This window comes from Rheinheimera nanhaiensis E407-8 (assembly GCF_000296695.1).
Classification (GTDB): domain Bacteria; phylum Pseudomonadota; class Gammaproteobacteria; order Enterobacterales; family Alteromonadaceae; genus Alishewanella; species Alishewanella nanhaiensis.
Genome location: NZ_BAFK01000014.1, coordinates 76,787 through 99,744 on the forward strand (window position 1 = coordinate 76,787; position 22,958 = coordinate 99,744).

General features: G+C 50.2%; 23 protein-coding genes. 8 read left to right on the forward strand and 15 right to left on the reverse strand.

The annotated features are described in order from the left end of the window. The first annotated feature begins 60 nt into the window (after nucleotides 1-60). Together RNAN_RS12245 and RNAN_RS12250 are read left to right on the forward strand one after the other, a co-directional pair. Nucleotides 61-852 carry a hypothetical protein gene (locus tag RNAN_RS12245; protein WP_148275736.1) on the forward strand — a complete coding sequence of 264 codons (792 nt, stop codon included), beginning with the start codon at nucleotides 61-63 and terminating at the stop codon, nucleotides 850-852. Between the two features lie 6 nt (nucleotides 853-858). After that, nucleotides 859-2,328: a hypothetical protein gene (locus tag RNAN_RS12250; protein WP_008222210.1), complete on the forward strand. Its 1,470-nt coding sequence runs from the start codon at nucleotides 859-861 to the stop codon at nucleotides 2,326-2,328. A 141-nt stretch (nucleotides 2,329-2,469) separates the two neighbouring features. Here the strand turns inward: RNAN_RS12250 and RNAN_RS12255 are convergent, their stop codons facing one another. The 3 genes from RNAN_RS12255 to greB all read right to left on the reverse strand — a co-directional run bounded on the left by RNAN_RS12255 (nucleotide 2,470) and on the right by greB (nucleotide 4,897). Continuing rightward, nucleotides 2,470-3,231, reverse strand: coding sequence for an ABC transporter permease (locus RNAN_RS12255; RefSeq protein WP_008222213.1), 762 nt, complete (start codon nucleotides 3,229-3,231; stop codon nucleotides 2,470-2,472). Continuing rightward, nucleotides 3,228-4,154, reverse strand: a complete 927-nt coding sequence (locus tag RNAN_RS12260) for an ABC transporter ATP-binding protein (RefSeq protein ID WP_008222215.1) — start codon at nucleotides 4,152-4,154, stop codon at nucleotides 3,228-3,230. The genes RNAN_RS12255 and RNAN_RS12260 overlap by 4 nt, the downstream gene beginning before the upstream one ends. A 263-nt stretch (nucleotides 4,155-4,417) precedes the next feature. Continuing rightward, entirely contained in the window at nucleotides 4,418-4,897 is a 480-nt protein-coding gene (gene greB, locus RNAN_RS12265) for a transcription elongation factor GreB (protein ID WP_008222217.1), read from the reverse strand. A gap of 253 nt (nucleotides 4,898-5,150) precedes the next feature. Here greB and RNAN_RS12270 point away from each other — a divergent pair, with 253 nt between their 5' ends. From RNAN_RS12270 to envZ, 3 genes are all read left to right on the forward strand, one after another. Continuing rightward, the gene (locus RNAN_RS12270) at nucleotides 5,151-5,357 is read left to right on the forward strand and encodes a hypothetical protein (RefSeq protein WP_008222218.1); all 207 of its coding nucleotides are present in this window, start codon (nucleotides 5,151-5,153) and stop codon (nucleotides 5,355-5,357) included. 105 nt (nucleotides 5,358-5,462) lie between these two features. Beyond that, complete coding sequence (gene ompR / locus RNAN_RS12275; RefSeq protein WP_008222220.1) at nucleotides 5,463-6,188, forward strand: osmolarity response regulator transcription factor OmpR; 726 nt, start codon at nucleotides 5,463-5,465, stop codon at nucleotides 6,186-6,188. Next, a complete protein-coding gene (gene envZ, locus RNAN_RS12280; RefSeq protein ID WP_008222223.1) occupies nucleotides 6,189-7,493 on the forward strand; it encodes a two-component system sensor histidine kinase EnvZ in 1,305 nt (434 codons plus the stop codon). A gap of 42 nt (nucleotides 7,494-7,535) precedes the next feature. Here envZ and RNAN_RS12285 read toward each other — a convergent pair whose 3' ends face one another. From RNAN_RS12285 to RNAN_RS12330, 10 genes are all read right to left on the reverse strand, one after another. After that, on the reverse strand, nucleotides 7,536-7,976 hold the full coding sequence (locus tag RNAN_RS12285; protein ID WP_008222226.1) for a serine protease external chaperone: 441 nt from the start codon (nucleotides 7,974-7,976) through the stop codon (nucleotides 7,536-7,538). 141 nt (nucleotides 7,977-8,117) lie between these two features. Further along, the gene (locus RNAN_RS12290) at nucleotides 8,118-10,367 is read right to left on the reverse strand and encodes a S8 family serine peptidase (RefSeq protein WP_040552092.1); all 2,250 of its coding nucleotides are present in this window, start codon (nucleotides 10,365-10,367) and stop codon (nucleotides 8,118-8,120) included. A 178-nt stretch (nucleotides 10,368-10,545) separates the two neighbouring features. Further along, nucleotides 10,546-11,412 carry a hypothetical protein gene (locus RNAN_RS12295; protein ID WP_008222232.1) on the reverse strand — a complete coding sequence of 289 codons (867 nt, stop codon included), beginning with the start codon at nucleotides 11,410-11,412 and terminating at the stop codon, nucleotides 10,546-10,548. A 27-nt stretch (nucleotides 11,413-11,439) separates the two neighbouring features. Next, nucleotides 11,440-13,875: a penicillin acylase family protein gene (locus tag RNAN_RS12300; protein ID WP_008222233.1), complete on the reverse strand. Its 2,436-nt coding sequence runs from the start codon at nucleotides 13,873-13,875 to the stop codon at nucleotides 11,440-11,442. A gap of 105 nt (nucleotides 13,876-13,980) precedes the next feature. Further along, on the reverse strand, nucleotides 13,981-14,841 hold the full coding sequence (locus tag RNAN_RS12305) for a DUF6999 family protein (RefSeq protein WP_008222235.1): 861 nt from the start codon (nucleotides 14,839-14,841) through the stop codon (nucleotides 13,981-13,983). Beyond that, a complete protein-coding gene (locus RNAN_RS12310; RefSeq protein ID WP_008222237.1) occupies nucleotides 14,825-15,517 on the reverse strand; it encodes an iron-containing redox enzyme family protein in 693 nt (230 codons plus the stop codon). Before RNAN_RS12310 ends, RNAN_RS12305 begins: the two co-directional genes overlap by 17 nt. After that, nucleotides 15,514-16,617 (reverse strand): beta-ketoacyl-ACP synthase III, encoded by a 1,104-nt coding sequence (locus tag RNAN_RS12315; protein WP_008222240.1) that lies wholly within the window; start codon nucleotides 16,615-16,617, stop codon nucleotides 15,514-15,516. Before RNAN_RS12315 ends, RNAN_RS12310 begins: the two co-directional genes overlap by 4 nt. Further along, nucleotides 16,614-17,186, reverse strand: a complete 573-nt coding sequence (locus RNAN_RS12320; protein WP_008222241.1) for a hypothetical protein — start codon at nucleotides 17,184-17,186, stop codon at nucleotides 16,614-16,616. Before RNAN_RS12320 ends, RNAN_RS12315 begins: the two co-directional genes overlap by 4 nt. A gap of 65 nt (nucleotides 17,187-17,251) precedes the next feature. Next, nucleotides 17,252-17,500, reverse strand: coding sequence for a GNAT family N-acetyltransferase (locus RNAN_RS12325; RefSeq protein ID WP_008222243.1), 249 nt, complete (start codon nucleotides 17,498-17,500; stop codon nucleotides 17,252-17,254). Continuing rightward, entirely contained in the window at nucleotides 17,497-17,766 is a 270-nt protein-coding gene (locus RNAN_RS12330) for a hypothetical protein (protein WP_008222244.1), read from the reverse strand. Before RNAN_RS12330 ends, RNAN_RS12325 begins: the two co-directional genes overlap by 4 nt. Nucleotides 17,767-17,914: 148 nt before the next feature. Between RNAN_RS12330 and RNAN_RS12335 the strand changes: the two genes are divergently transcribed. From RNAN_RS12335 to RNAN_RS18740, 3 genes are all read left to right on the forward strand, one after another. Next, a complete protein-coding gene (locus RNAN_RS12335; protein ID WP_008222246.1) occupies nucleotides 17,915-19,144 on the forward strand; it encodes an NRAMP family divalent metal transporter in 1,230 nt (409 codons plus the stop codon). A 29-nt stretch (nucleotides 19,145-19,173) separates the two neighbouring features. Next, on the forward strand, nucleotides 19,174-19,521 hold the full coding sequence (locus RNAN_RS12340; RefSeq protein WP_148275737.1) for a tetratricopeptide repeat protein: 348 nt from the start codon (nucleotides 19,174-19,176) through the stop codon (nucleotides 19,519-19,521). A 177-nt stretch (nucleotides 19,522-19,698) separates the two neighbouring features. Next, nucleotides 19,699-20,460 carry a class I SAM-dependent methyltransferase gene (locus RNAN_RS18740; RefSeq protein ID WP_237739921.1) on the forward strand — a complete coding sequence of 254 codons (762 nt, stop codon included), beginning with the start codon at nucleotides 19,699-19,701 and terminating at the stop codon, nucleotides 20,458-20,460. Between the two features lie 65 nt (nucleotides 20,461-20,525). Here the strand turns inward: RNAN_RS18740 and ilvN are convergent, their stop codons facing one another. Further along, a complete protein-coding gene (gene ilvN, locus RNAN_RS12350; protein ID WP_008222251.1) occupies nucleotides 20,526-21,017 on the reverse strand; it encodes an acetolactate synthase small subunit in 492 nt (163 codons plus the stop codon). 1 nt (nucleotide 21,018) lies between these two features. Next, complete coding sequence (locus RNAN_RS12355) at nucleotides 21,019-22,788, reverse strand: acetolactate synthase 3 large subunit (protein ID WP_008222253.1); 1,770 nt, start codon at nucleotides 22,786-22,788, stop codon at nucleotides 21,019-21,021. Nucleotides 22,789-22,958 lie beyond the last annotated feature (170 nt).

Genomic DNA, 22,958 nt, shown 5'->3' on the forward strand with positions numbered 1-22,958 from the left:
CTATAAAGCCGGTGATATTACCAGAATAAACGGGGTCAGATCCTGAGGGATCCCAATTATTTGGAAATTATATTGGCGTGTATCCTCTATTTGGAAACAAATAAAGACCTGTTATTCACAGATGCAGCGAGCAGAAGTGACAGTGTAACCTCGTTATATGAGCTGTATGCGAGATTACTGGTGTCGGCAAACGACCCTTGGGCAGAACGGAAATATCATGGCGCAGCGTTTCATTTAATGATGCTGACGTATTATCAGGTATTAAATCAAACGGCAGGGCAGCCTGCAGTAAAAAGTATTGAAGCGCTTAGGGAAATTAGATTTGGTGCCACGGGGCCTAAATACAAGCGGGAAGTTGATATCGTACTGGATATTGAAGGCAAAGAGCGATTTGTTGAATTGAAGTCGATGCGCGCACCTCTGACGGACAGCTTATTTAGGCGCTGGACCTTCCGCAGCAAAGTTGGCCACGGCGAGCATTTGCATAAAGAGTTCTTTTCTGATGTCGTGCAGGCGAATGATACCAAGAGAGACATTCTAGTAGATATGTCATGGCGCTTTCATAGTTTTGTTAGCAAGGATAAAAGAACCCGTGGGCCAAAATCATCGGATATGCGTTGGGTAAAAAATCGTCTTTGTAAAATGCCAAATAGCTTGGGAGCAGATGGCGCCAGTTGGCTGGAAGATTTAACCGGCAAAAAGCCAGGCGCGCTGGAGCGCGATTGTAACAGTGGTTCCGATGTACAGGTACAGCATGCCAGGGCGGTAGTAAACGACTTTATACGTAACGGTCTGTTTGGTGATGTTGGTGAGCTGCTGGAAGACTTACTACAAGATTTAGCTGCGGAGTAAAGGGCCGTGTCAGGATATAACATAGAGCAATTCTGGAAAGTAAAAGACAAAACCTGGTTAGCTGAGCGTAAAGCCAAATGGCAGCGGCTGGCAGGCTTGCTTAAAATGAAGTCACATTACACTGGTGCTGAAATAAGGGCTTTTGAACAATATTTTGTGAAAGGGGTTCTAAAGTTTCAACATTACCCAGAGTTGGATATACCTAAAACACCAGATTTGAATTTAGTACAGCAACTTGTTTGGCACCCAAGTGCTGATCAAAATGTTTGGCAAGAAGTAGTGCGGTACAATTCAAATGAATTTGATTTTTTTGATCCGGGATATGATTTTATCAGCAGTTACACGTTTTGTTACTTAGTGGCTGAAGAGTGTAAACCTGACTTGGAGCAGTCATTTTTCTGCCAAAGAGAAGCACAGTTATATGATTTTATGTACAAAAATGCGGCGTGGTTGGAATTTCTTAAAAGTGATGTCAGGTTTTCTGCTAAGAATACTGGTTTAGATAGGTTGTTTAGATCCCACTATTTTCTGATACGTACAATTGCGGGAATGTTCTCTGCAATTAAAAAATGTTATCCCAAAGATGCAATTTACTTTTATAACTGCCTACCCAGATACGCAATTTCATCAATCGCAGAGTTATATACCTCGGAACATTATGCTATAGAGAGCTCGGAAGAGAGGCGTTGGCCGGGGTTTCTGAAAGATATCGATGCTATGGCAGAGTTTTATGTAAACAAGGATAACATCATCGCTGAACAGCGCTTAATTGTAGAAGAATGGAACTCTCAACTGGAAAAATCAGCGCCAGAATGGCAGGCACTATGGCAAAAATCTAAGCAAGATGCTCTGGCGAATTATAAGGCGCCTGTACAAAAACCAGAGCAGAAGGAGGTTAAAACTGACCCCGCTTATATCCATAATTCTGGTAAAAAACCTAAGCTAAAACAATCAACCCCTTGGCCGGACGAACTAGTAGCGTTGAAACAATATCTGGAACAGCAGGGTTATCCGGTTACCACCACTGAAGCTAACGCCAATGCCATATTGCAACAACATTTTGCCAATCGCTGCGTGTACTTTGGTAGCTTTATTGAAAGCATGCAGTTAGAGGCAGAAGATTACGACAAGCCCTACCCCGCTTTCACCGCGCCATTACGGGCACTGTGTGATATTAAAAGCGACGCCAAACTCAGTTATACCCGTCGTGGCGAGCGCATTACCATTAAGGTTAATGGCGAGCGTGTTGGTGTGGCGGATTTGGAAGAGCCAGAAGGTGAAGACACCAGCGCCTACTTTGCCGCGATAATCCGCCTGGCACAGCAGTGGTTCCCGCAGCAGGTATTTGCCTACGGCTATGAGTCACTGCATTTGTACATATTGCCATCAGAGCTGGTGAGCTGGCTGGAGGCGAATGGTTTTAAGAACTCATTAACCTATTTTGGTCCTGACGATGTAGCAGGGAATGACGTATAGGTATGATTTGCCCCTGTTACTCGGTGCTGACACCGTAGCGAATGCTATTCACAAACCACAACTTGCTGCCTGACGGTGTGTTAACCAGCACTTCGTCATCAACGGCTTTTTTTAGCAGAGCCCACCCGGGCTCTGCTTTTTCTATATTTTAACTTTATAGCCGGTATGAAAAATCCAGCAGATCACGCCAATACAGCTGGTCATAAACAGCAGGATCATTGCCAGGCTAAAGCCGACATTTACATCGGCCACGCCATAAAAACTCCAGCGAAAGCCACTAATTAAATACACCACCGGGTTAAACAGCGTAATTTGCTGCCACAGTGGCGGCAACATGCTGATGGAATAAAAACTACCGCCCAAAAACGTCAACGGTGTGATCACCATCAACGGCACAATTTGCAGCTGTTCAAAGCTGTTAGCCAGCACACCGATAATAAAACCAAACAGGCTGAAACTAATGGCGGTAAGCACTAAAAAGGTTAGCATCCACAGCGGGTGTATTATGCTGAAATCGACAAAAAACTGTGCCGTCAGCAAAATAATTAACCCCAGCAGAATAGCTTTGCTGGCCGCGGCGCCGACATAGCCGAGAATAATTTCTACTGCCGACACCGGTGCCGATAGAATCTCATAAATGGTGCCGGAAAATTTTGGCATATAAATACCAAAAGAGGCGTTCGATGTACTCTCTGTCAGCACTGTTAGCATAATTAAGCCCGGTACTATAAAGGCGCCGTAGCTGATGCCGTCTATTGCGACCATGCGCGAGCCGATGGCAGAGCCAAATACAATAAAATACAACGAGGTAGATAACACCGGTGAGGCAATACTTTGCATCAGCGTGCGCCAGGTGCGGGCCAGCTCAAACAGATAAATGGCTTTGATAGCGTAAAAATTCATGCGGCATCTCCTACCAGGCCAATAAAGATATCTTCCAGCGAGCTTTCGCGGGTATTTAAATCGCTGAACTCTATGCCTAAGCTATTAAGCTGACGTAATAAAGTAGCGATAGTCGCCTGCTCTTGCTGCGCATCATAGGTGTAAATCAACTGGCTGTTATCGGCAGACAGCTGCAGCTGATACGAGGCCAGCGCCGGTGGTATCTGTGCTAATGGCGTGACCAGCTGCAACAGCAACTGCTTTTTGCCCAGCTTTTGCATCAGGCTGGTTTTATCATCCACCAGCACCAGTTGGCCGGCGCGGATCACACCGATGCGGTCAGCCATATCTTCAGCTTCTTCAATATAATGGGTGGTCAGAATAATGGTCACGCCGCTGTCGCGCAGCCGGCGGATCATCTGCCACATATCACGGCGCAGCTCGACATCGACCCCGGCGGTGGGCTCATCCAGAAACAAAATTTGTGGCTGGTGCGCCAATGCTTTGGCAATAAGTACCCGGCGCTTCATACCGCCGGACAATGTCATAATTTTGCTGTCTTTTTTATCCCATAACGACAAATCACGCAGCAGTTGCTGCAAATAAGCCGGGTCGGCGGGTTTACCAAATAAACCGCGGCTAAAGCTCACCGTGTCCCACACTGTTTCGAAAATACTCACCGACAGCTCCTGCGGCACCAAGCCGATACGCTGTCTGGCCTGGCGGTACTGTTGCACTATATCCAACCCGTCGACCAGTACAGTACCTTCACCCGGATTCACAATGCCACAAATAATACTGATTAACGTGGTTTTGCCAGCGCCGTTAGGTCCCAGTAGCGCAAAAATTTCACCGCGGCGAATATCCAGCTCAACATGCTGCAGCGCCTGAAAACCGGACGGATAGGTTTTGCTTAAGTTGTTTACCTGAATAACAGATTGCACCTGACCTCCTGAAAGCTTAAATAAACGGTAACCAGTTTAGCTTAACCGCTGCCAGAAACAGACAACGGCCAAATCGCAATACAAGCTATTACCTCAAGTTAGCTTTAGGTCAAGTGTTTGTTTTAGGGAATTTCGGACTCTTGCGGATGTTGTTAAGCTCAACCGAACTAATTTTTGTTGAAAACAGCGCCTGATCAGCCTCGCATCGGCTGTCGCTGTTTTCGCCCAGTCCAAGGGGCACCTGTGCACGGCAATAAACTGCGTTAGCTGGCGCTTTGGTAGCGGATGGCGTTAACAAACCACAGTTTATTGCCAGCCGGAGTGGTTACGCTAACCTCGTCATCGACGGTTTTTTTTAGCAGCGCCCGTGCCATGGGCGAGTCTATCGAGATGTAATCTTTGCGGCCGTAAATTTCATCCGGCCCGACAATACGAAATGTCAGCTGTTCGCCCTGCTCATTCTCAATCTCTACCCAGGCACCAAAAAATACCTTGCCGTCTTGCTGTGGTGAATAATCAACTATTTTCAGCACTTCCAGCCGCTTGCGTAAAAAGCGAATGCGGCGGTCGGTCTCACGCAGTAGTTTTTTGTTGTATTGATAATCGGCGTTTTCGCTGCGATCGCCCAGGCTGGCAGCCCAGGCCACTTTGGCCGTAACGTCGGGACGCTTTTCCCGCCAAAGATAGTCAAGCTCTTGTTGCAGGGCTTCAAAGCCCTCACGGGTAATTAAATCGGTACGCATGGCTAATTATTCTTAGATAACAGATGGTAGCGATGGTAGCAGTTTTTATTGCCGCGCTGTATTAGCTGTCAGTTAATTGACGCAAACTTTATTGGTATAAGCGCGTTGATTAATTAATTCCCATTAAAAACAATATATTATAAATTATTTTCTTCTTTTTGCGTGCTGTCATTTAGATGTCACAAAAATGTGCTAGCCAGCCAATAGCCGCTTGACTATAGTTGTTTTACACAACGATAAGAGGTAACAGCGCATGAAAGCAAAACAAGTCAGTGTAGTCGCCGCGTTACTGGTAGTGGGCCTGACAGGCTGTTCTACTGCGCCGGCAAAATATACTTATGTGGTAGACCCGGATTTAACCGAGCAAGCGAATAATTTAACCCGTACCAGTGCCCATGCCGGTCATGTGGTTTGGGTTAACCCGCCGCTGAAACGGGTACCGGTAAACGAGCAGCCTTAACGGTAAAAATCGGCTGACAAACTTTGTAACATAAACAACCGCCAAGGTTTTTCGCCGCGGCGGTTTTTTCGTTTATAGTGAAGCAAATCTCAGGGAGGCTTCATTATGGCCAGTTCAGAAACGCCAAAAATTCTTGTAGTCGATGATGATATGCGCCTGCGTGCTTTGCTGGAGCGTTATCTGGTTGAGCAGGGGTATATAGTGCGCAGCGTAGCAAACTACGAGCAAATGCAGCGTCTGATGGAACGGGAAAACTTTCATCTGCTGGTGCTGGACTTAATGCTGCCAGGTGAAGATGGTTTATCGATCTGCCGCCGGCTGCGGCAGCAGGAGAACGAAATTCCGATTATTATGCTGACCGCCAAAGGCGATGAGGTAGACCGTATTATCGGCCTGGAAATGGGCGCCGATGACTACCTGCCCAAGCCGTTTAACCCGCGTGAATTATTGGCGCGTATTCGTGCGGTGATGCGGCGTAAAAGCAAAGAGCTGCCCGGTGCACCCAGCCAGCATGAGGGGGTGGTGGAGTTTGGCCCGTTCAAGTTTAACCTGGCAACCCGTGAAATGCGCAAAGGCGATGAGCTATTGCCGTTGACCAGTGGCGAATATGCGGTGCTCAAGGTGCTGGTAAGCCACCCGCGCGAGCCGCTATCGCGCGATAAACTGATGAACCAGGCACGCGGCCGTGATTACTCAGCGATGGAGCGCAGTATTGATGTGCAGGTATCGCGTTTGCGCCGCATGCTGGAAGACGATGCGGCTAACCCGCGTTATATCCAAACGGTGTGGGGCTTGGGCTATGTGTTTGTGCCCGACGGCAGTGTAAGCTAAATGCGGTTATTGCCCCGCAGTGCCTTTGGCCAAACGGTATTTTTAATTGGCCTATTGCTGCTGATTAATCAACTGGTGTCATACTTGTCTGTGGCGTTTTACGTCATTAAGCCTACTACGCAGCAAATTAACCATCTTATTGCCAAGCAAATTAAGGTGGTATTTATTGACGTCGGTCACCCGCAGTCGGTGTTGTCGGAAGAGCTAACCAGCCGTTTTCAACAAGCGACCGGCATCGAGGTATACAACGAGCAGCAAGCGCTGCAACAAGGGTTGGCGCAGGCCAGCTATTACGGTTATTTTTCCGATCTGATGTCGCGTGAGCTTGGCGGCCCGGCTGAAGTGCGGGTGGCGCAGGGCGATACCTATGCCTTTTGGGTGCGGCCGCCGCAGGCGCCACAGTATTGGGTCAAGGTGCCGCTGACTGGCTTGGATGAAACCGATTTTTCGCCGCTGACCTTTTATTTGCTGATGATAGGCGTGCTCAGTGTGGGCGGTGGCTGGTTGTTTGCCCGCCAGTTAAACCGGCCACTGAAAAGCCTGCAGCAGGCCGCGCTGCAGGTAGGCCGGGGGGAGTTTCCACCGCCGCTGCCTGAGCATAAAGGCTCTACTGAAATTATCGCGGTAACCAAAGCGTTTAATTATATGGCGCGGGGTATCCGTCAGTTAGAGCAGGACCGCGCCTTACTGATGGCCGGTGTGTCACACGATTTGCGCACCCCCCTTACCCGTATCCGGCTGGCGTCAGAGATGATGCACGAGCAGGACAGTTGGATCCGCGATGGCATTATTAATGATATTGAAGATATGAATGCCATTATCGACCAGTTTATTGATTATTTGCGCCACCACAAAGAAGAACCCGGTCAAAAAGAAAGCCTCAATACCCTGGTACAGGAACTGGTACAGGCAGAGCATTTGCAGCAGCGCCATATCAGCACCCACCTGGCATCTGACCTGCCTGAAATCACCTTACGCCGTATTGCCATTAAGCGTTTATTAAACAATTTGCTAGAAAATGCGTTGCGCTACAGCGAGGGTGATATTGAAATTTCTACCGGTTTTGAACGCAACCGCAAACGGGTTTATTTACAAATCCGCGATCATGGCCCTGGTATACCGGAGCATCAGATGAAAGCCATGTTTGAACCCTTCACTCAGGGTGATATTGCCCGCGGCAGCGGTGGCTCAGGCCTGGGGCTGGCAATTATTAAGAAGATTGTTGATATGCATCATGGTGATATTACCTTACATAACCATGCTTTTGGTGGTTTAGTGGTAACGGTTTATTTGCCGGTGAAATAAAAAAGCCCTGTACAAACAGGGCTTGTTAAAGTTTAAGTAACCTTATTGATTACTATATTTTCTTTCCAGAATATCCAAACGTGCTGTACTAACTAAGTCGGACGCTTTGATTTGGTCCAGTAACGACAGCAGTTCGACATCGGTGTTTGGTTTTACAACATACACACCGGTTGCGCTTGCTGAGCGCACCACTTTTAAGTCAAGTTGGCGTAGCAAACTGGTAATATCGCCGCCTGGTTTGGCAAGCAGGCTGATATTACCTGTGACAACGCCCATTTCGCCGGTCATATTGTTATGCACTACCGCATTGCGGCGAAACTCAATAACCTGCTCTATGTCGTTGCTGGCCGGGCGCTGTACTAAGGTCATGTTGCCAATATCCTGTTTGCTGACCGTACGATCAGCCAGCGCTTGCGGTACCGCAATTAAATCAGACTGTAGCAGGTAAGCACCATAGGTGGCGGCTTGGGCCGCTGTGGTCATACTTGGTTTGTCCATTGAACGTTTAACTGTATTTTGGCGCAATTCACTTTTTAAATCTTGGGCACAGGCCGTGTTGACTAACAAGCACAGGGTAGTTGCCAAGATTGATACTTTATACTTCATAAATAATTCCCTTGTCTGTTAGTGACCAAATACCCGGATTGCTACACCCTCTACTACAGAGTTTTGCAGATTATTTTTATAACCCTCAGGCCAAACTGAATCTGTTACTGCGTAGTCGGTACCATTGGTATCTACCAGGCGAACTGTCCATACACCCTGAGCATTCTCGCCATAAAAAGCGTTCGACAGGAATACTGAGTTTTTCAGAATATAACCCTCGTTGTAGCCGGTAGCAAAGTCAAATGACGGATCAGCTATTGCTTGCTTAGACGACAGTAACACGCTCTTAGTGCCGCTTGGTGATGTCACTTCTATCGCTAAGTCGATACCGGCTGTTGTCTGGCTAGGCCATGAATCTGAGCGCAGTTCAGCATTTGCTACGTCAAAAGCAAACTGTACACCTTCTACTGTGATGTCGTCTGTGACTTCCAGCGTTAACACTGCACCTTCAGCATTGTTATCTGGTACTTCAGCCGTTAGCGGTGCTTCCGCTGCCTGACTACCTAATGCCGTCCAGTTCGTCATTATTTGCTCTGGTAATGCTGAGCTGTATGTTTTGGCCAGCGCTACAGCAGAGCCTGCATCAACCCGGCCAAAGCCGTACAGATTATTATGGGCATAACCGGCCGCATTTTCGACCCAACCTGGATGAGCGACAAATTCACCGTCGCCAACAGCAAGCACAACTGGTTCGTTTTTTGGGTCAACTTTAGTGCTGGTTTTCACCAGAATGTCTTTGATATCACGGTAGGATAACGCCGGATTAGCACTATGGATCAGCGAGATAACACCAGCAGCGTTAGGTGCTGCAGACGAGGTGCCGTTAAAGGTGCTGGTGTAGTTGCAGCTTGGGTTTTCTGGGTGCCCCGGGTAGTTAAACGGCGTAAACGCCGCATCATATTCAGGCCAGCCGCCTGCTTCAACGCTTGGGAAGCCGCTATAACCGCGCAAACAGGTCATCTGGTCGGTGGTTACCATGGCAGGTGCCAGATCACCGTATTCGCCAGCTGGCGCAGAAACCAGTACGTTAGCACCTGCAGTTGAATAGCTGGTGTGGCCGCCGTCTGAATTTACCGCTGCTATAGAGAAATAAAAAGGCGTGTTTTGCGATGGCTCAAAATTGCCATTCAGACAAGTTAAACCCAACTGGTTTGCCTCGTCACAGATGCTACCTGCCCAACTATTGTTACCGGGTCGCAGGAAGCTGTTACCACTGGATTTGGTATTAACCGCACCTAAGCCTGAGCGCAGCGCCATAGCAGAGTAGCCTTGTACGGCTTCGTCAAACAAATCGTAAGAAATAACGGCTGGATAACTGATGCCGTAGCTGCGGTTAAATACGGTTAATGGCTCGCTCTCGGTAATGCCACTGCCAGGAATGCCGTGGCTTAACGCTGCGTTAAGATCTGTTTGAGATTCCAGATAGTTCATACCAATTAGTTTGGCATCAGGCGCTACGCCGCGACCACCCAAGCCATTCCAGCCCACTGCTGCAATCAGACCTGCTACGCTGGTGCCGTGATCACCAAAGGCGCTGGTTGATGTTGGATCCGTTACATTTAATGCACCGGCAACCATATTTAATGAACGGTTCGGTAGAATATTGGCCTGTAAATCTTCGTGGCCGATTTCTAATCCAGAATCCACTACCACAGCAATACTGCCTTCACCCGTTACACCTTGCATAAAGGCTGCGGCAACATTCATGTCTTCGCCGGGTACCAACAGCTCGGGGTCAATCCGGCTGGCTATCCAAGCATCAGCTGCTGCTTCTGTCCAGCCCAAGTCTGTTATTAGTAAGTTTTTGATAGCCTCAGCATTTTGTGAGTATGCTGCCTGGCCGGTATTGCGCAGATGCCATTGTTGGTAAGCCAGCGGGTCCGAGACCGGTGCCGCTATGGATAAAGTCGCGGTTGCGCTCAACTTGCCATCGGTAACGGTGTAGGTCACCTGTGTCGCACTATCGTTTAGCGGGACATAGGTAAACTGTGTACCTTGTACAGTAAGGACTCCGTTACTGAGCCGGTATTGGCCCTGCTGCGCTTGCACTGTTGCGCCATTTTCAGAAATGGCTGAAATACGTAAGGTATCTTTGGTATTGGCGTCGGATACAATAAAGTTACCTTGTACCGGAATCCAGCTTTTGGTTGCTTCGACTGAGACATTGAATGCCTCTGGGGCGACATTTTTACTACCACCACAAGCGGTGACAGATAATGCTACGGCGACAGCTATGCCGCTTAATCTGTACTTATTAGTGTTCAACATGTTCTTCCTAAATTACCTGAATATATTGTTCTTATAGAGTCACAGAAAATTACAACTGTAAAAATTTATGACGGTTTAGAGCATATATTCAATAACAAGGCATTTAAAGAGTAGATTTTAATTTTTTGCGGTTATCTGTATTTAATCTGTAACGTATCAACTACAGAGTTATAGGCTGTTAACTTGATTTTGTTCCTAACTCTTTGATTATTTTCAAAAGACTATTGATAACATATTTATCCCGCCAATATTGGTTATGCGACAGCGGGTTCCAGCTGGCGCTTAACCAGCCCCAAAAACCGTCTTTGGCATTGACTTCAATATCCGTTACCAGGCTGGCATAGGCGTCTGATAAGCCGGCCAGTGGCCAACCCAGTACATCATCTTTGTCATAAAAGTTGTGCCAGCTAAAGTCGGCGTTAGGTCTGGCAAAGGGGATGATCTGCTCAAGCGCATGGGCGGCGACAAAAATCGGAATATTGCAGCCGGTGGTAATAAGCGCTGCCAGTTTATCGCCGCGTAAAAAGGCGATGTCATCGTCGCTAAGCGGTGTATCGCCGCTGATACCAGCCTGGTAGCGTTTAATATCGCGCCAGATACCGGCTGCCGGTTTGTTGCCTGCTTTGGCTTGTTGGGCATCCCACAGGTAGCAGGACAACACCTGGCCACCCAGAGAATGCGCCAATAACACCAGTTTGCCATCGGCAGCTAATTGCTGGCGGGCTACATAAAGCGTGCGGGCAATTTTTAACTGGCCGTAATGGTACAAACTGTGCGGCTGCTCTTTGCGGTGCTCCAGCGCCGCCGCATCAGCAAAACCAAATAGCATAAAGCGGCGCAGCGTGGCCCAGCGCAAGCCTTTACCCAGTGCCCGCCATACCCGCTGTTCGTTATACTGCAGTAAATCCTGGTAATACACAGCGGCACAATAAAGCCCCTGAGCAGCCAGGCCGGTTTGCTGTCGCAGCTGATTAAACAACGGTTCAGCGTAATCGGGCTGGGTGTCTCCCATACCATGCAGCGTTATCAGTGCGACCTTATTCATATACTGCCTCAGTGCCTGCGGTTACTTTTATTCTGGCCTTGGCAGGCTAAACCTGATAAGCCGTTTAGTATGCTGCTTGATATCTTCCTGCTGAAAATACATCGGCTGCCACGCTTGTTCACGGTATAACAGCGTTTGGTCGTTAAAGTGTACCGACTGCGGATCATGTGCCTGGCTGTAAGCATGCAGCATACTGGCCTGCGGGCCCTGTTCGGTAAACGCCATTACCATCACAAAGCTGGAGCCGGAATTTAACGTATAGGCTTCGCGTGGCTCACCTGCAAGCAAATGTAACAACAGTGGCGAGTCGGGCCTGCCGATGCCGGTAACATTATTCGCCAGCTCTGAGCTGCTGCGCGACTGCTGGCTACCTTCTGCCATATTAAATAGCCCTTCAAACGAATAACCCCCTGGCATAGCGATGGGCGTTTGGCCCTCAGCTTTAATTAAATATTGAATGCTGGCCAGCGTTGCATCGGGCGCGATACCGGCCTGCTGCAGGCGCAAAGCGGCCTGGCCTAATGCCTGTAGCACCGGATCCTGCTGCGGATTATCGCTTATAGCTAAGCCGTCAGGGGTATGCAGAGGGGCGTTGGCATCAAAAGGCATAGCAAATAGCTGTGGCTGCAGCGCGGCATGTGCCGGGCTTCGAAACGCTGCAAGAAACTCGCGCATAATGTGGGCACCCCGGCTGTTGAGGTTATAGCGACCGTCCCAGTTCGCCAGCGCCTGACATATTAGCTGCAAATCAACAGTTTGCTCAGTTGTGTTATCAGTGTACACCGGGTTGGCCTGACAATGCTGTACTAACTGTTGGCGAAAGCTGTCGGAGAATAAACTTTCGTTGCGGTTAAATACTTGTCGCAGCTCAGCGGCGCTAAAGCGCAAATCTGCGCCCATCAGTTGCGGGTTGTTAATCAGCTGGCCATTATAACGGCTGCGCGGGCTAAGCTCAGTGCGCTCCGGTCCATACATCAGGCTGTAACCTTCCAGCGGCTGCTGCGGGTTTGCCAGCCAGTGACTGCTATTGGCGTTGAACAGGTAATCGCGCCGGCTAAGCTGCGGTGCTTGTTGCAGCGGCACCAGACCGGCGCCAAGTGTCTGGCCGCTGTCTTGCCATTCAAATATGGGTTCGCTGCCCGGCAGCAGCACGGCACCATCGCCGCCCAGCCATAGCGCAGCCAGCGCCGGTGATTGGCTGGCCTGGCGCCAGTAAGCTTCGGCGACAGGGTGCAGCAGAGGCACCTGGCTGGCATCAATATAATGCACATCACCAGTTTGCTCGGTGACTAAGGTATTTACCCAGGGAATACCCTGATGCTGTGCCAGCGCATCCATCAGCTCGGTTTTATTGCGTGCCTGCCCTATTGCCAGCCATTGCTGCAACATACGGTAATTTCCGGCATTGGCATCGCGGTAGCTGATCGCAGACTGGGTCGTCCAGCCCAGGCTGGCATCCAGCGTGCTTAAATCCAGCAGTGGGCCATAATGGCTGCGGTAAAAGGTGCGGCTAACCTGCTGCATACTGCCATCGGGCAGCATGACATCAATACTGACTTGTTGCTGGGTGAAATCGCGGTATTCATTGCCATAGCGGTAACGCAGCGGGTTGTCTGGCTCCAGCTCCAACTGATAAAAGGTAAATTGTTTCGACTGCGAAATAGTGTGTGTCCAGGCCAAATGTGGATTAAAGCCGATCAGCACCGTTGGCAAGCCAACCAAGGTCACGCCGCTGACATCCAGTTTGCCGGGAATGGTCAGGTGCTGCTGAAAAAACCGCAGCTCACCATCCCACGGAAAGTGCGGGTTGGCCAGTAAAGCGCCCTGGCCATTTGTTGTTTTATCGCCACCTAACGCCCAGCCATTACTACCCAAGCCGCGACTGGTAAGAATATGCTCAGCGTTTAATTGAACCTTGGTTTGCTGCTGATTGCCCGGCACTGGCGGTTGTGCCAGCGCCATCGGCAGCAGCAAATTGCGGCTACTGGCAAGGCCTGCCAATTCCAGATGATAGGCCAGTAACTCTGTGGCACTGAGCGGGGCCACCCAGTTGGCCTGGCGACAGGGGCTGGGGTAAGTCTCCGGCGTTAACTCGGTAAGGCGGGCATTAAAGCCACTGACAAAGCCGTGCAATAATTCGCTGGCCTCGGCCGGCAGCTGCGACAGGTAGCTGTGCGCCTGGCCGGGATAATCAAGAATTTTGTAGCCAAAGTCAGACAGCAGATTAACCTGTTGCTGGCCCGGGCCAAAGTAGCGTGACTTTTGCCCTTTAAGTTTAACGATTTGTTCTGTCAGGGTGCAGAGGTTTTCTTCTGCCTGAGCATAGCCACTGCCATACCCCAGGCCATAGTAAGATGTGGCAGTAATGTGTGGCACGTTAAAGGCGGTATAACGGATTTCAGCTTTGTCTTTACAGGCGGTTAAACAAAAAAATGCAGTGACTAAAATAAGGCTACGCAGCATCTGATTCTCTCCATGAAAAATAGTCCCGGATACTGCTGGGAAACGGATCCGATTATGCGATTAGCGTGGCTGTTTTGCCAGATTAATATAAATATATTGTGTAATTTATGTGTGATTTTGTGGCTTTTGGTCAGCTTTATGTTGCTGTAAATAGGCGTACAGATGCTCGGTAAAAAAACCGTGCATTAAAAAGCGCTGGCCTAGATTCCATGGGCCTACCAGATAGTGTGGATACTTGTTATAGGCCAGTTCGCGCAGGCTGCTATCTCCCACCAGATCGCCAATGCGGATGGCGATAGACTGGTCGAGGTTAAAGCCGTTAATGGCATCGCGGTACTCTTCGCGGGTTAACAATAAACAAAACAGACACATAAACAGCGCATGCGAGGTCTCAAAATCCAGCCACTGGGTGCGCTTTTCAGCAACATCAAAGCGCTGCATATCAATGCTTTGCCAGTGCTGCCAGTTTAACTCACCCGGGCTTAGCGGCGGTTTTGGGGATTGCCAGTGGCCCAGTTCAGCAAACAGGCGGAATAACTCCTGGTCGTGCTCAACAAAGCTGGCGTGTTGCATATCGGCAATACTTTTCGGATAAAGCTGTACCGGGTTAAAACTGACATTGGGGCTGTTAACGGCGAGAAAATTTAGCACATTGGACTCGGTAGCATAGTGGCGCAAGATCAGTAAATTGGCTTCTTTACTGACAAAATGCGTGCAAAACCAGCAAATTAACCGTTGCAGCGTGTTGTGCGCGCTAAACTGCGGCAGCGGCAGGCGTTTAAACAGCCAGATCAGGTGCAGTAATACGGCAAAAATAAACTGCAATAGCGGCCTTACACTCCAGCGCAGCGGGTTTTGCAAATCTTTTAACCAGAGATCCAGTGCCGCCTGCTCTATCGGCAGTGAGTTGTCGTTAGCAATAGCGCGCAAATAGGCGCTGTAACCGGCTTTATTCGCTGTAGTCATGTTCTGTCTCTTCCAGTTGCAGGCAATACAGTTTTGCCGTTACGCGGGCGGTGCGCACTATGGCGCTGAGCTGAGCCGGGCTCTGGCATAAGCGGTTAAGTAGCTGATACAGCTTTTGCATATGGTTATCATCGTTGGCGCCATGGTAGCGCATAAAACGGGTATAGCTGCCATCACCGCCCGTGGCCCGGTCGATTTGTGCTGCCCAGTTGTCGGCCATTTTCTGGCCTAAACCTTCAATAATCCACATGGCGCCGACTAAATCGACTGGGTTTGGCTGGCTGGCGCGATACATTAAAAAGCCGTGCAAGGCTTCGGTACCGATATTTCGCGGCGCCGTTTGAATGTCGGCTAAGTTGCCGCCGGCGGCAACATAGTCGCGCTCGAGCATTTCGTAGTCGCGGTGCTCTTCTCGGGCGTGGCCGATAATGGTGGATCGTACATCGCTGTAATCACGGTCGAAGCTGGAGGCACAGCGGCTGATCCAGCGCGAGCCCTCTATCACCTGCTGGCGCCAGTTGAGCAATAGCTGGCAGTAATCGGCTTTACTAAACTGGCCACGCTCTAAACGCTGCAGCAGCGGCACCCGACCCAGCTGGCGCTCAAAGTCAAACCATACCCGCATCAGTGCCTGTAAACACTGCTGGCTGTGTGGGTTTAATACGTGCTCTGTCATGGTTCCACCACCGTTAATTGCATATAGGCGTTATTAAAGCGGCCGCTCTCGGGCACCATACACAAAATGGTATCGCCCACCTGATGTGCCTGACTGGTGCGAAATTCGTCCAGCATAATAAAAATAGAGGCGCAGCCGGTATTGCCACGGCTATACAGGTTGGAGTACCACTTATGCTCGGCAATGCCAACGCCGGCGCGCTGCATCATGTCGAAGATTTTGCCTTTAAAATAATGCGATGAATAATGGCACAGCACATGGTCTATCTTGTCTGGCTGTACCCGGCCTTCGCTGATTAACCGCAGGTAGCCATCGACACCCAGCTTGACGATATTTTCCAGCAAACGCACATCCTGACGAATTAACAGGGCACCGTCTGCTTCAGCCTCGGCATAGCTGGCATAGTCCTGCCAGCTTGTGTGCGGGCTGTTGCTGGGGTAACCCACGCTCATGCACACCGGATACGCATCGGCATGTGAGAAACTGCGGATCCAGTCGATACGAAAGCATTTGCCACGCGGCTGGGTTTCCAGCAGCAGGGCGCCAGCGCCGTCGGATAACATCCAACGCAGAAACTCAGCGTTAAAATCCAGCTCGGCGCCAGCGGCTTCATAGCGGCTGGCTTTAAATAAGCGTGAGGTCAGCTCACTGGCGACCACCAGCGCATTCGGCTGTTCGCCGGTTTTCAGGTTAGTAAAGGCGGCTTTGAGTGCCATCAGGCTGCTGGAGCAAATACCGTGACTGCTGTGCAGTTCAATGTCGCTTAACCCCAGCTCAGCCTGCAGCATAGAGCCAAAGCCCGGCAGCACAATATCGCCCTGGCTGGTGGCCGCGCTGAGCATTTTAATCTGCCGTTTGCCTAAAAAGCTGCTGCTCAGGCAATGCTCGGCCGCTTTGGCTGCCATGCCGGCGTTTGATATGGTGGTGTTGTGGTTGGCATCAATTGCATAATGCCGTGTTTGAATGCCATTAGACTGCAAAATGCGCCGTCGCAGCCGGCTGGGTTTGCCGTGCACTAACCCCAGCAGTGGTTCTATTTCTTCGTTGTTAATAGCCGGGCCGGGTAAAAAGTGGCCGCTACTGGTGATATAAACGTTCATGCCTGCACCTGCAACCGTTTCAGTGCCGCGATTACGCAGCGCAGGTTTTCTTCCATATACGGCAGCACACAGACTACAGCCATAAAGCCAAGATAATACGGCAAATACCCCTCGCCACCGTGGGCATAGGGCATGCGCTGCAAATAAAACTCGCCCTGCCAGTTAAAGCTAACCAGCTTAATAAACACCGGATAGTTAATCACGATAATCAGCAGCAGCATATACAGTGGCAGGGTGGCCAGATAATTGTGCGCGTGCATCTCCCACACGCTGATATGGCGCTTCGGCGCCGCATAATGCACGTCGTAATGCGCTACGGCTTCATGGGCCAGCCAGGCGGCGAGGCAAATCAGCATGATCAGCACGTTCACTTTAAACAGCAGACAGAGCAAAATCGGCACCGCCATTTGTATGCCCATTAATGAGTGAATAAGCGACTCTTTTAAGCCTGAGGTGTGTTCAATGCGGGTAGCGCGATGGCAGCACCAGTCAACAAAACCGGCAATACCCCACAGCGGTAAAAACACATACAACATTAACTGAATAAGCAACTGACTGGTTTGCAACACCGGACTCCTGTTGGTGTGTCGACTGCCGCTTACTATAACTGAAGGTTAATATGATGTAGATGCATTTAGCGCAAAAACTTCTGCACATACCAGCAGCTGGCGCTGATTTGATACTGCTGCTGTCTGGCCCAGGCCAGGCCGTGGCGGACTAACTTTTCAGCCAGGCCTTTGCCGCGAAATGTTGGTGGCACAAAGGTATGATGAAAATTAATGCTATCGCCGCTTAGAGCATAATCTAACACGGCTTCAGCGCCATCCAATTGCAGCACAAAGCGCTGCTGCTCACTCTGGTGCTGAATAACCGGCTCGGTCATGCGTCTTCATCCTCCAGCCAGGATGTGTCGGGCAATTGCGCCAGATGTGCAGCATAGCGCTCCAAGTTAAAGCTTTGCTGGTGCTCTATCACATCGATCATCTCTGGTGCTAAGGCACAGGCGATAAGCTCAATGGCTTCATCGCGGCTATGGCCTGTCATGCGCAGCCGCATTAGGGTTTCAGTCACTTGCTTGGGGTAATTGTCGGCCAGCTGGTTTTCGATAACTTCAAATAACATGGCCTGGTCGAGCAGCTCATCGCTCATAAAAGCTCCGCGCGGGAATGGGTTTGCGCCAGTATGGAAGAATTTGCTGTCTTTGCCAATCGGTAGTGAAAAAACCGCCGCGCCAATAGTATTTACCGGCCGCTTTGGCTAAGCTGAGGCGCTTGGCAATGGGGGTAGAATAATAACTATGCAACAATCACTTAGTGTGTGGCGTGGCCGCCTGCAGGCGCTTGGGCCAGGGGTATTAATGGCCACGGCGGCGATTGGCGGCTCACATCTGGTTGCCTCCACTCAGGCTGGCGCCTTGTTCGGCTGGCAACTGGCCTGGCTGATTTTACTGGTTAATGTGCTGAAATATCCATTTTTCCGTTTTGGGGTGGAATACACTCTAACCCGCAAAGAAAGCCTGCTAATGGGCTATCAGCGCAAAGGCCGGGGTTATTTTTACAGCTTTATCGTGCTCAATATCATCGCCGCTGTGGTGAATACCGCCGGGGTACTGCTGTTAACCGCCAGCCTGTTGCAGTATGCGCTGCCAGGCAATTTGTCGGTAACCTTATTATGCTGGCTTATTCTGGCCGCCTGTTTGCTGATTTTGCTACTGGGCCATTACAAGGCGCTGGATAATGTCGCCAAAGTGATCATGGTATTACTGACCATCACTACGGTGATAGCGGCGCTGATTGCCTGGCAAAATGGCGCTCAGGCACCGGCAGATTATGTTGGCCCTTCGCCCTGGACGCTGGCCAGCTTAGGCTTTTTAGTCGCCTTAATGGGCTGGATGCCGGCCCCAATTGAAATCTCGGCAATCAGCTCGCTGTGGCTAAAAGCCAAGCAGCGCCATACCCACATTAGCCGCGCTCAGGGCTTGTTTGACTTTAACCTCGGCTATTGGTTAACCGCAGCGTTGGCACTGGTGTTTTTGTCACTCGGCGCCCTGGTGCAATATGGCAATGCGCAGCCGATTGCGCTGGCGGGCAGTGCTTTTGCCCAGCAACTGATGCAAATGTATGCCAGCACCATTGGCGACTGGGCGCGGCCGCTGGTAGCGTTAATTGCCTTTTTATGTATGTTCGGCACTACTATCACTGTGCTGGATGGCTATGCCCGCACCTTACATGCGTCCTTTGAGCAGCTGGGCTGGGTAAAACACAAAGCTGCATTACATTACTGGCTGCTGGCGCAGGCCGGCTGCGGTATGGCACTTATTTTGTTTTTCAAAGCAGCGTTATCGCCCATGTTAACCTTTGCTATGACGCTGGCGTTTTTAACCACGCCGGTATTTGCCTGGCTGAATTACAGCCTGATGCGGGGCGATGGCGGCATAGTGCTGAGCAAGCCGCTGAAATGGTTAAGTTGGTGCGGGCTAAGCTATTTAATAGGCTTTTCATTATTATATCTTTTCTGGCTGCTATAAAAGTTCTAAAGCGACGAATGGAGTATATTTTGACATCTTTACTGCGAGTGAATGAAATAAAACAACTATTATCTCAGGGGCTGTTGGCTCAAGCAGAAAGGGATTGCAGGGATCTTTTGCAAGTCAACCCTGAGATTGCCGAGGGGTGGTTCTTACTGGCTCAAATCGCTATGCACCATAACAAAGCTGACGCTGCCCTCGAGTGTATAAAGCGAGCTGTGAATATTGATCATCAGAATAGTCATTACATGATTTACAACGCCTTTATTTTGTCTGTACTAGCGGATTATGACCAGGCGTATCATATGCTTAAACCGATAATGCCAGACAGTTCAGAGTTGTCGGTGCAGCAGTTATTTGGCCGTGTTGCCTGGTAGTCGGGCTATTTTGAAGACGCGTTAACTGCATTCAAGCATATCGCCGATGGGGCCCCAATTACAGAGTCCAAGGTACTACCCTATGCGCGGGCACTGGCAGCACTGGGGCATAAAGATGATGTCATCACTGAGCTCACCAAGCTTAAACGGGCTATGGCGATACAGGGTGAGTCGGCGTTGTTGTTGGCACATGCCACTTTAGAACAGGCGGGGTATAAGCAGGTTAGTCAAGACTTGGTAAGTTATATCAATCAGTTTCCAACGCATTTGGGGCTGAAGCAACTACATGGATTGCTGCAAGCCTGGTACGAGAATGCCACATTGTCGCGTACGCTTTTTGTGCATGAGCATCAATTTAGTGGTGCAAAGCATGCCCTTAGCATGCGAGACACGCATACCAAGCTGGTTGGACTGCCGGTGGATGTGCTGAATTACGCTGCCAAGGTTGCGCCTCAGAGCGGCCTATGGTTAGAGTTTGGCGTTTGTTATGGTCGCTCTATTAATATTTTAGCTAAGGGCTGCGAAAAGATAGTTCATGGTTTTGACAGTTTTCAGGGCTTACCTGAGGATTGGAAACCTGGCGAGCCAAAAGGCAGTTATTCAACCCACGGCAGGTTACCCAAAGTAGCAGAAAATGTCCGCCTGCATCAGGGGTGGTTCGAACAGTCGCTACCAGCTTTTCTGGTCGATCATCCGGAGCCAGTGAGTCTGGTGCATATAGATTGTGATTTGTACAGCTCAACGGTTACTGTGTTATCGTTGTTAGCGGAGCGTATCGTGCCAGGTAGTGTGTTAATTTTTGACGACTTTTGGGCATATGAAGGCTTTGAACACCATGAGTTCAAAGCTTTTAATGAATTTGCCAATAAACAGGGTTTAGCACTGCAACTGATAAGTTATGCCGCCTTGGGACGTGAAGTAGCTTTTATCGTGCAATAGATAAATAGTGGCATTTAAGGCAGAGCGCGCACAAGGCGCGCCTGCTGTGGTTAAGGATACTGACGTTACAACGCCAACGTTTTCTCGCCACGGGCGATACCCGAAGCGCCGCTGCGTACCACTTCCAGAATTGGCGTGGCGCCTAAGGCCTGAATAAAGGCATCAAGTTTATCGCCGGTACCTACCAACTGAATGGTATAAGTCGTTGGTGTCACATCGATGATCTGGCCGCGGAAGATATCTGCGCAGCGCTTTACTTCTTCACGCTGGTTGCCATTGGCTTTAACCTTTACCAGCATCAGCTCTCGCTCGATATGCGCCGCTTCGCTGATATCGGATACTTTTACCACCTCAATCAGCTTATGCAGCTGCTTGCTGATTTGCTCGATAACCTGATCATTGCCATGCGTTACCAGTGTTAAGCGCGACAAGGTCGGATCGTCGGTTGGGGCTACGTTTAGCGAGTCGATGTTATAACCGCGCTGGGCAAATAAACCTACTAAACGGGCCAGGGCGCCGGATTCGTTTTCCAGCAGAACAGAAATTATATGCCGCATGTTAAGTCCTCTCTGTTTTGCTTAAAAACATCTCGTTCATCGCACCGCCCGGCACCTGCATCGGGTAAACGTGCTCTTTGGGGTCAACGTGAATATCTAAAAACACCAGCTGATCTTTCAGTGCAAAGGCGCGCTCCAGCGCTGGCTGCAGCTCTTCCGGTTTGGTCACCCGAATACCGACATGGCCATAGGCTTCGGCCAGTTTGACAAAGTCGGGTAGTGAATCCATATAGGAGCTGGCATAGCGCGACTCATAGTTCATATCCTGCCACTGTTTTACCATGCCTAAATAGCCATTATTCAGGTTAATAATTTTCACCCCCAGACCATACTGCTTGCAGGTAGACAGCTCCTGAATATTCATCTGAATAGAGCCTTCACCGGTCACACAGACGACGTCAGCGTCAGGGTAATTCAGCTTTACCCCCATCGCGGCCGGCAGGCCAAAACCCATGGTGCCAAGGCCGCCAGAGTTAATCCAGCGGTTAGGTTTGTTAAACGGGTAATACTGGGCGGCAAACATCTGGTGCTGGCCCACGTCGCTGCAAACATAAGCATCGCCCTTGGTAATTTTGGCGACCTGCTCTATCACATATTGCGGCTTTAACAGTGGCGCAGCGTTGTCGTAGCGGCCGCCATGCACGGCGCGCCACTGTGCAATTTGCTGCCACCAGCTTTGTAGTGCGGCACTGTCCAGCTTTTTCTTTTTCTGCTTTAGCACTGCCAGCATGTCTGTCAGCACCGGTTTTACCAGACCAACAATCGGAATATGCGCATTAACGGTTTTACTGATGCTGGCCGGGTCGATATCAATATGAATGATGGTGGCATCCGGGCAGAATTTCTTCGTGTTGTTGGTGACCCGGTCATCAAAACGGGCACCGACGGCCAGGATCAGATCGGCGTGATGCATGCTCTGGTTAGCTTCATAGCTGCCGTGCATGCCCAGCATGCCAATAAACTGCTTATCACCGGCCGGGTAAGCGCCCAGCCCCATCAGCGTATTGGTTACCGGCAGGTTTAACAGCTGCGCCAGTTCGGTCAGCTCTTCCGCTGCCTGGCCCATAATGACACCGCCGCCGGCGTATAACACCGGCTTTTTCGCCGCGAGTAAGGCGGTAACGGCTTTTTTAATCTGACCGGCATGGCCTTGCTGTTTCGGCTGGTACGAGCGCAGGTTAATTTCTGCCGGGTACTGGTAAGGAAATTTTTGGTTCGGCATTGTCATATCTTTCGGGATATCCAGCACCACCGGGCCGGGCCGGCCGGTTTGCGCGATATGAAAAGCCTTTTTAATTAAGTACGGAATATCCTCCGGCCGGCGCACTGACATATTGTGCTTACAAATTGGCCGGGAGATGCCCAGCATATCGGTTTCCTGAAAGGCGTCATCGCCAATGAGATGGCTCATCACCTGGCCGGTTAACACCACCATCGGAATGGAATCCATGTAGGCGGTGGCAATACCGGTAACGGCATTGGTGGCGCCGGGGCCGGAGGTCACCAATACTACACCGGCCTTGCCACTGGCACGGGCATAGGCGTCGGCCATATGGGTGGCGGCCTGTTCATGGCGTACCAGCACATGCTTGACTTTATTTTGCTGAAACAGCGCATCGTAAATATGCAATACCGCGCCGCCCGGATAACCGTACAGGTATTCTACGCCTTCATCGGCAAGGGCGCGGATCACCATAGCGGCACCGGACAACATTTCTGGCGCTTTGGTGGTGGCGGCTGACTTATCGTCTGGCTTGGTTTGGCTGGTCATGTTGGTTTCTCATAGTTTGCTGTGGCAAAGACAACACGCCACGGCTTTGCAGGCAAAGCGTGGGTGAATCATTTAAAGCAGTGCTATTGCTGCTTTTATTCTGTGCTACGTGGACGGGTTAAGCAGAGTAAACTGTTAACTCAAACTATGGCGCTATGGTTAGTTGCTGC